The sequence below is a fragment of the Klebsiella sp. 141153 genome, from assembly GCF_032601995.1.
GTDB classification, from domain to species: domain Bacteria; phylum Pseudomonadota; class Gammaproteobacteria; order Enterobacterales; family Enterobacteriaceae; genus Klebsiella; species Klebsiella aerogenes.
In genome coordinates this window covers 267,597-281,885 of the sequence record NZ_JAQIRJ010000004.1, presented here as the reverse complement: position 1 = coordinate 281,885, position 14,289 = coordinate 267,597, and the positions used below count along the sequence as shown (strand labels likewise).

General features: G+C 55.8%; 11 protein-coding genes and 1 tRNA gene. 2 read left to right on the top strand and 10 right to left on the bottom strand.

Annotated elements, in window-relative coordinates:
• Window positions 1–132: 132 nt before the first annotated feature.
• The 9 genes from dppF to PGS10_RS09840 form a co-directional block, all read right to left on the bottom strand.
• Window positions 133–1,146, bottom strand: coding sequence for a dipeptide ABC transporter ATP-binding subunit DppF (dppF, locus tag PGS10_RS09880; RefSeq protein ID WP_015369233.1), 1,014 nt, complete (start codon window positions 1,144–1,146; stop codon window positions 133–135).
• Entirely contained in the window at window positions 1,143–2,126 is a 984-nt protein-coding gene (dppD, locus tag PGS10_RS09875) for a dipeptide ABC transporter ATP-binding protein (RefSeq protein ID WP_045390786.1), read from the bottom strand. Before dppD ends, dppF begins: the two co-directional genes overlap by 4 nt.
• 10 nt (window positions 2,127–2,136) lie before the next feature.
• Window positions 2,137–3,039: a dipeptide ABC transporter permease DppC gene (gene dppC, locus PGS10_RS09870; protein WP_045390783.1), complete on the bottom strand. Its 903-nt coding sequence runs from the start codon at window positions 3,037–3,039 to the stop codon at window positions 2,137–2,139.
• 9 nt (window positions 3,040–3,048) lie between these two features.
• Window positions 3,049–4,068, bottom strand: a complete 1,020-nt coding sequence (gene dppB / locus PGS10_RS09865) for a dipeptide ABC transporter permease DppB (RefSeq protein WP_002921786.1) — start codon at window positions 4,066–4,068, stop codon at window positions 3,049–3,051.
• 133 nt (window positions 4,069–4,201) lie between these two features.
• Window positions 4,202–5,809, bottom strand: a complete 1,608-nt coding sequence (gene dppA / locus PGS10_RS09860; protein ID WP_047047780.1) for a dipeptide ABC transporter periplasmic-binding protein DppA — start codon at window positions 5,807–5,809, stop codon at window positions 4,202–4,204.
• Between the two features lie 758 nt (window positions 5,810–6,567).
• Window positions 6,568–6,644: transfer RNA gene (locus tag PGS10_RS09855), tRNA-Pro, on the bottom strand.
• 91 nt (window positions 6,645–6,735) lie between these two features.
• Window positions 6,736–8,427 (bottom strand): kdo(2)-lipid A phosphoethanolamine 7''-transferase, encoded by a 1,692-nt coding sequence (eptB, locus tag PGS10_RS09850; RefSeq protein WP_045390774.1) that lies wholly within the window; start codon window positions 8,425–8,427, stop codon window positions 6,736–6,738.
• Between the two features lie 222 nt (window positions 8,428–8,649).
• A complete protein-coding gene (locus PGS10_RS09845; protein ID WP_045390772.1) occupies window positions 8,650–9,855 on the bottom strand; it encodes an L-lactate MFS transporter in 1,206 nt (401 codons plus the stop codon).
• A 240-nt stretch (window positions 9,856–10,095) separates the two neighbouring features.
• Window positions 10,096–10,680 (bottom strand): autotransporter outer membrane beta-barrel domain-containing protein, encoded by a 585-nt coding sequence (locus PGS10_RS09840; RefSeq protein ID WP_161801957.1) that lies wholly within the window; start codon window positions 10,678–10,680, stop codon window positions 10,096–10,098.
• A gap of 258 nt (window positions 10,681–10,938) precedes the next feature.
• On the opposite strand from PGS10_RS09840, the gene tag reads away from it, so the two are divergent.
• Window positions 10,939–11,502 (top strand): DNA-3-methyladenine glycosylase I, encoded by a 564-nt coding sequence (tag, locus tag PGS10_RS09835; protein WP_047047771.1) that lies wholly within the window; start codon window positions 10,939–10,941, stop codon window positions 11,500–11,502.
• The gene (locus tag PGS10_RS09830) at window positions 11,499–11,939 is read left to right on the top strand and encodes an N-acetyltransferase (RefSeq protein ID WP_047078836.1); all 441 of its coding nucleotides are present in this window, start codon (window positions 11,499–11,501) and stop codon (window positions 11,937–11,939) included. The genes tag and PGS10_RS09830 overlap by 4 nt, the downstream gene beginning before the upstream one ends.
• Here PGS10_RS09830 and PGS10_RS09825 read toward each other — a convergent pair.
• Complete coding sequence (locus PGS10_RS09825) at window positions 11,908–14,238, bottom strand: molybdopterin guanine dinucleotide-containing S/N-oxide reductase (RefSeq protein ID WP_316422814.1); 2,331 nt, start codon at window positions 14,236–14,238, stop codon at window positions 11,908–11,910. The two genes, PGS10_RS09830 and PGS10_RS09825, sit on opposite strands and share 32 nt — an antisense overlap.
• Window positions 14,239–14,289 lie beyond the last annotated feature (51 nt).

The window sequence follows — 14,289 nt, the reverse complement described above, 5'->3', positions numbered from 1 at the left end:
CTCACCGGGCGAACCCGGCTTGGCGTCGATTCTACTGCTCCTTGTCATCGCCTTCACCACGCCCTTTGGCAATCTGCGAGGCGCATTCCAGCCCTCCCCCGCAGAAATCATCACGCGACAACCCGCTTCCCATCACGCCCGCGCTTTCTCGGGATTCTCATCCTGATCAACGGCAAAGCAGGCCACCAGTTGGCCACCGTAATCCTTAAGCTGCGGCTGAAGCTGAGTGCATGGGCCAAAGCGTCGGCGGCAGCGCGCATTGAAGGCGCAGCCCGGCGGCGGATTCAGCGGGCTCGGCAGTTCGCCGGTGAGCTTGATGCGCTCGCGTCGATCGTCCGGATTCAGACGCGGCGTCGCTGACAACAGGGCCTGAGTATACGGATGACGCGGGTTATTAAAGATCTGGTCCTTGGTCCCCTTCTCCACGCAGCGGCCAAGATACATCACCATGACTTCATCAGCGATGTGCTCGACGACCGAGAGATCGTGGGAGATAAACACGTAGGACAAACCTAAATCCTGCTGCAGGTCCATCATCAGGTTCAGCACCTGCGCACGTACCGAAACATCCAGCGCGGAAACCGGCTCATCGGCTATCACCACATCCGGATCCAGCATCAGTCCGCGGGCAATAGCGATACGCTGGCGCTGGCCGCCGGAGAACATATGCGGGTAGCGATCGTAATGTTCCGTTTTCAGGCCCACCTTCGCCATCATCGCCAGCGCTTTTTCACGCCGCTGCTCTTTGCTCAGGCTACTGTTGATCAACAGCGGCTCTTCCAGAATCTGCCCCACTTTTTTACGCGGGTTCAGCGAACCATATGGATTCTGAAACACAATCTGAATTTTTTGCCGCCGCAGCTTTTGCGCCTGCGGGTCGTGCTTGAGCAGATCCTGCCCCTGATAATACAGCTCGCCGCCGGTGGGAATTTCAATCATCGTCAGCAAACGACCCAGCGTCGATTTGCCGCATCCCGACTCCCCCACCACCGCCAGCGTTTTACCGCGTTCAAGGGTAAAGGAGACGCCGTCCAGCGCTTTTACCAACCGTTCCGGAGCAAACAACCCTTTCTTCACCGGATAGTGTTTTTTCAGATCTATGGCCTGCAACAGCGGTTGTTGCGTGGCGGCCTTTTGCGTACTCATAATCCAGGCCTCCCGGCATCATCGAGTGGGTAGTGGCATTTTGACTGACGGCCGCCGTCGAGATCCGCGAGCGCGGGCTCTTCGCTCCGGCATTTATCCGTGGCATAGGGGCAGCGCGGGTTCAGCAGGCATCCGTTTGGGCGGTCATATTTCCCCGGAACTACCCCCGGTAGCGATGCGAGACGCGCCTTATCCTGGGCAAACTCTGGCAGCGCGCGCAGCAGCGCCTGGGTGTAAGGATGGCGCGGCGCGCGGAAGATATCTTTCGCATCCCCGGTCTCCACCACCTGACCCGCGTACATGACGATAATTTTATGCGCGGCTTCCGCCACCAGCGCCAGGTCATGGGTAATCAACACCAGCGCCATATTTTCTTGCTGCTGCAACTCCAGCAGCAGTTCGATAATCTGCGCCTGAATGGTCACATCCAGCGCGGTGGTCGGTTCATCGGCAATCAGCAGTTTTGGCCGGCAGGCGATAGCCATCGCGATCATCACGCGCTGGCTCATCCCACCGGAAAGCTGATGCGGGTAAACGTCCAACCGCGACGCCGGGTCAGGAATACCCACCAGGTTCAGCAGGTCGATCGCCCGCTGGCGGCGGGTTTGCTTATTGCCGCCCTGATGGACCTTAATCGCTTCCATTATCTGATAGCCGACGGTAAAGCACGGGTTGAGGCTGGTCATCGGATCCTGGAAGATCATTGCCACTTCCGCCCCCACCAGCTGACGCCGCTCTTTTTCCGAAATTCGCTGCAGATCGCGGCCGTTAAATTCCAGTTTGTCCGCCATCACCCGACCGGGGTAGTCAATCAGGCCCATAATCGCCAGCGAACTCACCGACTTACCGGAACCCGACTCGCCCACGATACCGACCACTTCGCCCTGCTTCACGCTATAGCTGATGCGGTCCACGGCGCGGAACGGCGCATTTTGCTCGCCGAAATGCACCGATAATTTATCTACATTTAATAACGCCATCTCGAACCTCTTACTGCTTCAGTTTGGGATCGAGCGCGTCACGCAGACCGTCACCCATCAGGTTAAATGCCAGCACCGTCAGCAGGATCGCCACGCCCGGGAAGGTCACCACCCACCAGGCGCTTTGTGCGAACTGCAATACGTCGGAAAGCATGGTGCCCCACTCAGGCGTCGGCGGCTGCGCGCCCATGCCGAGGAACCCCAGCGCTGCCATGTCGAGAATGGCGTTAGAGAAGCCCAGCGACGCCTGAACGATCAACGGCGCAAGACAGTTAGGGAGAATATTAACGAACATCTGGCGCATCGCGCCGGCGCCCGCTACGCGGGAAGCGGTCACGTAATCGCGGTGCACTTCCACCAGCACCGCCGCGCGCGTCAGACGCACATAGTGCGGTAGAGCAACGAAGGTGAGCGCCAGCGAAGCATTGACGATTGACGGCCCGAAGATAGCCACCAGCACCAACGCCAGCAGCAGGCTGGGCAGCGCCAGCATGATATCGACCACGCGCATGATGATGGAGTCCACCACCCCGCCGAAATAGCCAGCAACCAGCCCCAGCACTACGCCGAGGATCAGCGACAGCACTACCACCAGACAGCCCACCAGCAGCGACAGGCGCGCGCCGTACATCAGGCGCGAGAGAATATCGCGCCCCACGTCATCGGTGCCAAGCAGGTGCGCCATACTGCCGCCATCCTGCCAGAACGGCGGTGCCAGCAGCGAATCACGGAACTGATCCGCCGGGTTATAAGGGGCGAGAAAGTTGGCGAATACCGCGATGATAATCATCACCGCCACGTATACCAACCCGACGACTGCCCCTTTGTTGCGTTTGAAATAGTGCCAGAACTCCTGCAGCGGGGTCATTGGCACCGGCGCGGCGACAACTTTATTTTCTGTAATTTGTGACATGATGGCCCCTTACTTCTTATGCCGGATACGCGGGTTCACCACGCCGTACAGCAGGTCGACCAGCAGGTTGACGAGAATAATCATCGTCGCCACCAGCAGCACCCCGCCCTGCACAACTGGATAATCGCGGCGCTGTAGCGCATCGATAAGCCAGCGGCCTAAACCTGGCCACGAAAAAATCGTTTCGGTCAGAATGGCGCCCGCCAGCAGCGTGCCCACCTGCAGACCAATCACCGTAACCACCGGCAGCATCGCGTTGCGTAGCGCATGGATGACAATCACCCGCATGCGGGTTAACCCCTTAGCGCGAGCGGTACGGATGTAATCCTCGCCCAGCACTTCCAGCATCGACGATCGGGTCATACGCACGATCACCGCCAGCGGAATCGTACCCAGCACGATGGCGGGTAGGATCATATGCATTAAGGCATCGATAAAGTCGCCCTGTTCACCCCAGATGGCGGTGTCAATCAGCATAAAACCGGTCAGCGGCAGGGTATCGTCAAGGAATACCGTATCGCTGATACGCCCGGATACCGGCGTCAGGTTCAACTGTACCGAAACCAGCATAATCAGCATCATGCCCCACCAGAAGATAGGCATCGAGTAGCCGGTCAGCGCCAGGCCCACGGCGGTATGGTCAAAGATGGAGCCGCGTTTTACCGCAGCCAGCACGCCCACCGGAATACCGACGGCGACGGCGAAAATCATCGCGCAGACGCCCAATTCGAGGGTGGCCTTGAAGCGTGGCACAAACTCTTGCCACACGGGAATGCGGCTTTTCAGCGAGATCCCTAAATCACCGTGCAGTACGCCCCAAATATAATGGGCATATTGCTGCCACAGCGGCTTATCGAGGCCCATTTCGGCCAGCAGCTGCGCGTGACGTTCGGGGGAAATACCACGTTCGCCCGCCATAATCATCACCGGATCGCCGGGGATCATATGAACGAAGGCAAAGGTGAGAAGGGTAATACCGATAAATGTCGGGATGACGAGTCCCAAACGTCGGAGAATAAACTGCAACATAACCCGGATTCTCTCTAGTGACGCCAGGCCTGGTGACAAGGCGTCTGTATTGCTCACAAATGTATTCCCCGAATAGCGGGAATACGCCCCCCGCCTCTCCCACGCGGGGAGAGGGGGTCAGGCATCGTGCTTATTATTCGACAGAGACGTTATCGAAGTGGTGTTTGCCAAGCGGATCAACCACATAGCCTTTGACTTCTTTACGCACTGGCTCGTAAACGGTGGAGTGGGCGATGATCAGCGCCGGAGCCTGGTCATGCATCACTACCTGAGCCTGTTTGTACAGTTCAATACGCTTGTTGTGGTCGTCGGTGGCGCGCGCCGGTTGAATGAGGTCTTCAAACGGCTTGTAGCACCAGCGAGAGTAGTTAGAGCCGTCTTTCGCCGCGGCGCAGCTGAACAGAGTTGCGAAGAAGTTATCCGGATCCCCGTTGTCGCCGGTCCAGCCCATCATCACGGTCTGGTGTTCGCCCGCTTTTGCACGTTTCAGGTACTCGCCCCACTCATAGGTGACGATCTTGGCCTGTACGCCGACTTTCGCCCAGTCAGCCTGGATCATTTCAGCCATACGGCGCGCGTTCGGGTTATACGGACGCTGTACCGGCATTGCCCACAGGTCGATGGTGAAGCCTTTTTCCATGCCCGCTTCTTTCAGCAGCTGCTTCGCCTTTTCAGGATCGTAGGTGTAGTCTTTAACGTCATCGTTATAGCCCCACATGGTCGGCGGGATCAGGTTCTTCGCCGACTGGCCGGCGCCCTGATAAACGGCTTTGATGATCGCTTCTTTGTTCACCGCGTAGGTCAGCGCCTGGCGAACTTTGACGTTATCGAGCGGTTTTTTCTCGGTGTTGAAGGAGAGATAACCCACGTTCAGACCCGGCTGTTCCAGCAGGTTGATGTTTTTATCTTCCTTCATGCGCGCGATGTCAGCCGGGTTCGGATAAGGCATCACCTGGCATTCGTTTTTCTGCAGCTTGGCGTAGCGTACGGAAGCGTCAGGGGTGATGGAGAAGACCAGACGATCGATCTGCGGCTTGGTGCCCCAGTAGCCCGGGAAGGCTTTATACAGAATGCGCGAGTCTTTTTGGTACTGCAGCAGTTGGAATGGGCCAGTGCCGATTGGGTTAAGGTCTACTTTTTCCGGCGTGCCGGCTTTCAGCATGTTGTCGGCATATTCTTTCGACAGGATAGAAGCAAAGTCCATCGCCAGGTCAGCGAGGAACGGCGCTTCCGGGCGAGTCAGCACGAACTGGACGGTATTATCGTCCACTTTCTTCACTTCGCTAATCAGGTCCTGCAGGCCCATCCCTTCGAAGTACTCATAGCTGCCGCCAGAGACTTTATGGTACGGGTTTTTGTCATTTTTCTGACGGTCGAAGGAGAACACCACGTCGTCGGCATTCAGATCGCGCGTCGGTTTAAAATCTTTATTATCCTGCCACTTCACGCCTTTACGCAGGTGGAAAGTATAGGTTTTACCATCCTCGCTGACATCCCACTTCTCAGCCAGGCCAGGAATAACTTCGGTCGTACCGGTTTTGAATTCAACCAGGCGGTTGTAAATAGGTACCGAGCTGGCGTCATAGGTGGTACCAGAGGTGAATAGCTGTGGGTTAAAGCCTTCCGGCGAACCTTCAGAACAATAAACCAGGGTTTTAGCTTGTACGCTTGCGGCGACGGTCATGGCGACCAGGCTCAGACCAAGCTTCAGCATCCCTGACTTTTTCAAGGAAATACTCATTATTCTGCTCCAAAACTGTGATGTTGTTTGCATATAGCCGCCAGACCTTTATTTATTTTTTACCCGGTCTGGTCGGTGGTGCCCGAAGGCGTTGAGAGAGATGGGGATTCCGTTCGCTAAAACGACTGAGTTGCAGTACGGATTCTCCATGAAATGCCCCTCATGCCGTACAATCTGTCAACAGAATGGAGAAACGTCAATACAGCTAACCGGGTTTTGCGTCAGGGGTGAGAATCGGTGGGCAAAGATTAAAAAAACTTGATGACGCTATTTTCAGCAGAGAAATTTATGCTACCGGCAATAAACCAGAATAAAGCCCTTAATAGTTTGCAACATCTGGTGATAAACAATTCTTAAAAATGGTGAAAATTTCTTCCCATGTGGCCATTATGTGAGCGATTAATAGCGCGAACGTTAAAACGCACAGCGGAAAATGCTGTACTTAGTCATAAGCTTCGCGAAAAAAGATCTATTCATCGATAAAAAAAAGCAATGGAAGATGTCACAAAACAGCGAACAGCTGGCGAGATGCGCGGGGAAATGCGATTTTTGTGATTCTGACAAGGTTTTCACCCCGGCTTGCGCTGCGCTTAGCCGGGCTACCGGGCTGGTTATGCGCTGTGCGAATGTAGCCCTGATAAGGCGCTTGCGCCGCGATCAGGGAAGCGCTCGAGTCGAACCTCTGCCCCCGGAGGTTCTCATCCTCTTCGGGCCACAGATGCAAAAAAAGCCTGCTCGTTGAGCAGGCTTTTCGAATTTGGTCGGTGATAGAGGATTCGAACCTCCGACCCCTTCGTCCCGAACGAAGTGCGCTACCAGGCTGCGCCAATCACCGAATGCGGGGCGCATCTTACTGCTGGGATGCACACCCGTCAATGCCTTATTAGCAAAAAATCAATCAAGCGGCGAGAATCTCGCCACTGCAGCTATTCTTTCACCGCTTTCTTCGAAGCCGGCACGCGACACCAGTTATTGTTTTCATTAATCCCGCCGTCCGGCGAGGTATAACCAAGACAACCCATAATGGTGTCATACAGCTCAACGTGACGGTGCGGAGCCTTCGTTGCCGCCTGCTGCTTGAGACGCGCAAAGGAGGCGGCATGGTCCGGGTTCGCCAGATACTTATCCGACATCCAGACCATCATCGGCACGCGGAACTGTTCCGGCGGCGCCATCATACGCGGCGTACCGTGCAGATGTTCGTGTTCATTAATCGACTCGCCGTGATCGGCGGCGTAGAACACGATAGCCTTTTTATCACGCAGTTGGTCCAGCACGCTGACGATAAAGTGATCCACGTAGGTGACGCTATTATCGTAAGAGTTTATCAACTCGGCCTTCGAACATTTGCTGTCCACGCCGATACACTCCGGTTTCCATTGCGCGAAGCTGCGCGGATACCGCTGGGTGTAGTTAAAATGCGATCCCTTGGTATGCAGGATAATCAAGCGCTTGCCATCAGGATTTTGCTCCATACCGCGCTTCATCTCATCGACCAGCAGCATATCATCCACGTTCTTGCCGCGGTTGCGCGGCTCGGCGCCGATCTGCTCGCGATAGGCGATATTGTTGGCCATCGTATTGCTGTAGAACCACATCTCGCTCTGCATAGCGTACAGGTCGCCGGCAAAACCTAGCTGGTGCAGAACAGCGAACACATTCTGCTCTTTCAACGTCCGCTGCGGATTATCATCCGCCCCGCCCTCGCGCACAAACATACAGCGCAACGACAGCTTGGTGGCGGTATCGCAAGAGGTGCCGCGGAATGCGACAAGATTCTTCTCTTGCGCCAGCTTCGGCGTGGTATTGCGGTTATAGCCGAGTATACCCATATGATCCCAGCGGGTGGTCTCGCCGATGATAAACACCACGTAAGTATCATCAAGATCCTGCGGCGCCACGTAGGTGAATTTTTTCGCCGGATTAATCAACGATTTATTATCAGACGACTCATCCACCTGCGCCCAGGCGTACAGCCCGAGCGCCGACAGCCAGTTAGAAGGCAGATACGAGTTGGCAATGACGCCGCCGTAGCTTGGCATATCGACTTCAGAGTTGCGCTCGATATCATGCTGACGTAGCTCAAGCAGGCGAATCGGCCCCCAGACCATCAGCCCGGCCAGCACGACTATCAGGATATTTTTCACCCGCTGACCCGGCGTTTTGACCTGTTGCAGCAGCGTCTTACGGCAGCGGTTGCTCCAGATAAGAAGGAGCGGCAACACGCTAACCGCGGCCAGCCAGAGGATCAGATGCCAGCCGATAACCTCTTTCGACAGGTCAATATCGGTGGTCATCACCGAAGCGATTATGCCGTAGCCAATCACCACATTGAGGAAAGTCATGTAATAACTTGCCCCAGCGGAAAACAGCACCACCAGCGTGGCTAAGATGCGCCAGACCCGACGGCCAAATAACGAGAGCAGACGCAGCAGGAAGAAGGTGACCAGCACCGTCGCCACCAGTTCCACCACTCCGGACAACCCTTTCCAGACGGTAAACTCTTGAGCGTAACCATCGAAACGACGGAAAAACACCGCGGCGTTCATAAACCAGCCGATGTACAGCGCAAGCCAAAAACTCAGCTTCTGCTGCGACATCGTTTTAATGTATTTCATGCAAGCAAACCTGGGAAACGAAGAGATAAAACCGCCCTGATTAAAACGATATAAACAGGAAGATTAATTAAGTGCGTCTGGGTTGGTTATCGGAAACCTCTACAAAGCGCGCTAAGTAGACCACAGCAAATGGGAAAAGTATCCGCGAGGAATGTGATTCAGCCAGATATTTACAAAATATCTGGCTGGTAAGGCATTATTCGCTTAGGAAGGGCGATGCTATCAGGCGTGCGCCTGGTGGTAAATTTCGCTTTTCGGCTGACGAATGGTAGTGGAAAGCGCCAGCGACAAAATCAGCAGAGCGAAGATGACGCAGAAGGTGACGTAGAAGCCGCCGAACACGGAGGCAATCAGCGAACCGCAAATACTACCGATACCGAAGCCGAGATAAATCACGCCGTAGTTTTTCGCCAGGTTATTGAGGCCAAAGAACTCGCTTACCAGCGACGGGAAGACGGTAATGGTGCCGCCGAAGTTAAAGGCCACACAGGCAATCGCCGCAAAGAAGGTCATCGCATTTAGCGGCGCGAACAGCAGGGCCGCCATACCAACCAGGGAGACCACTTGACCGATGGTAATCACGCGGATACGGGAGATTTTGTCGGACAGGATACCCAGCACCAGGCGGCCGCTCAGGTTAGCGATAGAAATCACGGTAACCGCATTCGCCGCCGTCGCCACGTCGAGATGCACCATGCCCTGCGCGATATCTTTTGCTACACCAATCACATACAGACCGCTCATGCAGGCCGTCAGGAACATCACCGCCAGCATCCAGTACTGCGGTTTACGCATGGATTCAGCAAGGGTGAAATCATTTTCGACAACGCCGTTGGCGGTAGTGGTCGCGGGATGATTCGGCGCATCTTTCATCATGGTGGCGCCAAAGACGATCATCACCAGTACGATAGCGCCCCAGATAACAAAGGTTTTTTCCAGCCCGACCGTCGCCAGCAAGTGACTATCGATAAATTTAAAACCGAGGCTGCCAAGGCCATAAGCGCCAATTGAGAAGGCGGAAATCAGACCTTTACGCTCGGGGAACCACTTCACGCAGTTCGACAACGTCAGCAGATAGCCCGCACCGTCCGCCAGACCGACCAGCAGGCCGGCGCTCAACCACAGCATCATCAGGCTGTTGGCATGGGCTGTGAGGAAAAAGCCGACGCCAAGCAGGATGCCGGATGCCATGGTGACGCGTTTCACGCCAAAGCGTTCCTGCAATTTACCGGCAACGGAAGAGGATAACGCCAGCCCAAGACTTAACAGGCCGAAGGAAAATGCCACCTGGCTTACTGGCTCGTCCAGTTTGCTGGCCAGAGAACTATTAAACAAACTCCATGTATAAACCGATCCCAGAGCGAATTGCGTAATGATCGTGCCAATCAGCGTGAGCCAACGGGTATATTGAGTGTTTGCAGCGTTCATAGCAGATGTCCTGAAGGATTAACTGCCGCCACAATAACCAAATCCCCAAATCCGGTGGGGGAAAACGGCATGAACTGCCATCAATGAGGAATGAAATGCATTTATGGCGGAATGAATGACATTGCAAAACATTCATTCCCTAAATTTCACTCAAAAAGTTAGTGTGCGCTACCTCACAGAAACGCGCCGTTACTGAGATTTAACAGTAACGACTGCATTTCAAATGCGTAACAAATTCGGTCAGAAATTGGCGCTGACGCCCATCAGATACAGCGTATTTTCACCCGACGGAACGTTATCTGCCTGTGAAAGTGTAGCCCACGCCGCCAGATGTGAACCCAGCGGCATATCTGCGCCCAGCGTGACGTCGCCCCAGCTACCGTCTTTTCCGCGGCTAATCGACGCATTGTTATCGATAGAGATAGACTGGTTATAGCTCACCTGCGCCCATGGATGCACGCCCCATAGCTGTTGGTAATCCATACGCCAGCCGAGCGTGTTGACGTAAATACTTTCGCCCGCACGACGCGTCGCGGGCGGCGGGTTGAGATCGCTACGCAAGCTGGCGACCGGCCCGGAGGTCACGCCGCTGGCCAGTGAGTAGTTCCATCCCACGCTCATGCCGTGACTCAAATCCGGCGGCGCCAGCGCCTGATTCAACGCCAGTCCGGCGGGCGCTTCTGACGCCCTCATTCGCTCGGCGAGAATATCTTCATAACGCGGTTGGTGATCGCTATCCCATGTATAGCGTTCCGACGTATTACTTTTTGTATCGTTAGCGATATATTCCTGTTGCCAGGCATTGGCGCCTGAAACACACGACACCCAGATAGTGATGCACGCCGGGACCAACCCACCCCGGAGGCCATTGCATTTCTTTATTATCATTAATGCGACTCCAAAAGAGCCGAATCGGCAATGTTGCTGTGTTTTTATACTCAAAATAATTCGAGCTGCCGCCCACTTCTACGCAACTTGAAGTATAAGGAGTTGATGGGAAGTGGTTTCCCTGTATTAACTATTATCTTTATCTTTCAGCCGTCAAGGCGGATGAAAAAGTTTTCTGACGAAAGGGAGAGAAACATGCAACGTTGCGGATGGGTAAGCCAGGATCCTCTTTATATCCAGTATCACGATAACGAATGGGGAGTCGCCGAGAGAACGCCGCAAAAGCTGTTTGAAATGATCTGCCTCGAAGGCCAGCAGGCGGGACTCTCGTGGATAACCGTACTGAAAAAACGGGAAAACTATCGTCAGGCCTTTCACCAGTTTGACCCGATTCGCGTAGCGGCCATGGATGAAGCTGACGTCGAGCGCCTGTTACAGGATGCGGGCATCATCCGCCATCGGGGGAAGATCCAGGCCATCATCGGCAATGCGCGGGCGTTTCTCGCCATGGAAGCCAACGGTGAAGCATTCAGCGATTTTGTCTGGTCGTTTGTCGATAATCAGCCGCAAATTACCCATGCCGCGACGCTCGCCGAAATCCCCACCACCACACCAGCCTCCGATGCTCTATCTAAGGCGCTGAAAAAGCGCGGCTTTAAATTCGTCGGCTCCACTATCTGTTATTCATTTATGCAGGCCTGCGGGTTAGTCAACGATCACGTGACCGGTTGCTGTTGCCACCCCGGGAGACCAGCATGATCAAAAAATGGGATGCCGCAGAGACCGGCCCGCTACTCGAGTTGTGGCTGGAAAGCACTATTTACGCGCATCCGTTCATTGCAGAAAGCTACTGGCGGGAGAGTCTGGAAGTCGTGCGCGATGTCTATCTTCCCGCCGCCGCCACCTGGGTGTGGCAGGAGAATGATGCGCTGAAAGGGTTTGTCAGCGTGATGGATTCGCGCTTCGTCGGGGCGCTTTTCGTCGCCCCGCAAGCGATCCGCCACGGTATCGGCCGCGCGCTGCTTGATGAGATCAAGCAGCACTACGACTGGCTAAGTCTGGAGGTTTATCAGAAAAACGTGCGGGCGGTGAATTTCTACCACGCGCAGGGCTTCCGTATAGAAGACTGCGCGTGGCAGGACGACACCCAGCATCCGACCTGGATTATGCATTGGCCGGCGGATCAAATGCGCTGAGCGCCAACGCGGGTCCATCATATTTTTCCAGCCATGCCAGCGCCGTATTCCCGGCGCAACCGTTGCCCAGACGCGAGGTCGGAATATCTTTCGTCAGCACGTTCACCGCGCCGTTTTTGCAAATTCCGGCATCGGGGTCGATATCCGGCCATGCGCCTTCATGCAGGCAAATCACCCCCGGGCGAATACCTTCCGTGACCACCGCGCCGGCCAGTACCTGACCACGTGAATTCCACACCCGCACCAGATCGCCGTCGGCGATATTGCGCGCCTGCGCGTCCAGCGGATGGATAGTCAGCGGTTCACGCCCGGCGACGGCGTAGCGTTCTCGAAGCGAAGTCTGATTCAACTGGCTATGCAGGCGGTGCGCCGGGTGGGCGGAAAGCACCTGTAGCTGACCCGCCTCGGCGTTGCCGTGCCACTCATCAGGCTCGAGCCACATCGGGTGCGGCGGACAATCGGCATAGCCAAAGCCGGCAATGGTCGGCGAGTGAATTTCAATTTTCCCGCTCGCGGTTTTTAACGGGTTAGCCTGCGGGTCTGCGCGGAATGCCGCGAAGCGGGAGAAACGGGCGTTATCCGGGTTTTCCGGCATTTCAATTAGCTGGTTAGCCTGCCAGAATTCGGCAAACGGCGGCAGCGTCACCTGCTGCTGCGCCCCGCGTTGGACGGCAATCTGGTAGAAGGTCTCCAGCCATTGCAAATCGTTTTTTCCTTCGGTGAAACGTTCGCGACCGCCCGCCTCCCAGCGTTCGCTCAGGTCCGCAAAGACATCAAAATCGTCGCGCGCTTCATCGCGCGGCGCGACTACCCGCTTCATCGGCACCAGATGCTGATTGCTGTAGTCCCCGGTCATGGTCAGATCGTTGCGCTCAAACGAAGTGGTCGCCGGTAAGACGATATCGGCATGGCGCGCGGCGGCGGTCCAGAAGCATTCGGAAATCACAACCAGCTCCGGCTTCTGCCAGGCCTGAATCAGGCGGTTGGTATCCTGATGATGGGTAAAGTTGGCGCCGCCCGCCCACCAGATAAAGCGGATATCGGGAAAGCGTCGCGTCATCCCGTTGTACTGATAGCTTGCCCCAGGGTTTTCCAGCGCCTCAACGATACGGGCGACCGGGATTTTCTCCACCGCATCGGTTCCTCCCGCCACGCTCCCCTGCATAGAGGCCAGCACCGCGGCGCGGCGCGTCGGGTTGCCGCCGTTGGCAAAGTGGTAAGAAAGACCAAAACCGCCGCCGGGCGTGCCAATCTGCCCCAGCATCGCCGCCAGCGTCACCAGCATCCAGTGTTTTTGCTCGCCAAACTGCTGGCGCTGCATGCCCCAGCCGGACATCAGCATGGTGGTATTTTCATGGAAAAGTTTTGCCAGTTCGCGGATTTTATCCGCCGCTACGCCGCAGATCGCCGCAGCCCATTCGGCGGTTTTGGCGACGCCATCGCTTTCACCACTCAAATAGCGGGCGAAAATGTCATAACCGCTGGTACAGCGGGCGAGGAATTCATCGTCCTGCCAGCCATGCTCGACCAGGGTATGGGCGATCCCCAGCATCAACGCGACGTCAGTGCCCATATGCGGCGCGATCCACTCCATTGATTCGCCAAAGAAATCAACGCTTTCCGATCGCATGGGATCGATACAGATCAGCCGTTTGCCGCTCTGGCGCAGGCGATCAAACCAGGGGATCCCTTGTTCATCCGAGGCGTTCCAGGCAATTTTCAGCGTATTCAGCGGATTAGCGCTCCACAGCACCACCACCTCGCTGTGCTCCAGAATAAGCGGCCAGCTGGTCTGCTGCTGATAAACTTCATTACCGCCTACCACGTAAGGCATGATCGCCTGCGCCGCGCCGGTTGAATAATCGCCGAGGTGTCCGGTATAGCCCCCGGCAAGACTCATATAGCGCTGCAGCAAGGTTGCCGCCTTATGCAACACGCCGTTAGAACGCCAGCCATAGGAACCGGCGAAAATCGACTGCGGGCCGTAGCTTTCACGGATCCGCCGATGCTGAGCATCAATCAGGTCAAGCGCCTGCTCCCAGCTTACCCGCACGAATTCATCCTGACCGCGCACGCCCTGCGGCTGTTGGGGCGAGGCGAGAAAGCCTTTTCGCACCATCGGATAGCGAACGCGAGTTTTGCTGTGCACCTGTTCGCGCACCGCCGTTTGCAGCGAGTTGGCGAAGGGAGTGTCCAGCGCGCCGCGGGACGAAATCACATTTTCACCATCCGTCTCTACCAGCATTGGCCCCCAGTGGGCCGCGGTTAGGATGGTTTTAGTTGCAGATGAGGTTGGCAAAGCAGGCTCCTGGGTCAGCGAATGCAGGTGTTGTGGCGGTTTGTTAGTCAA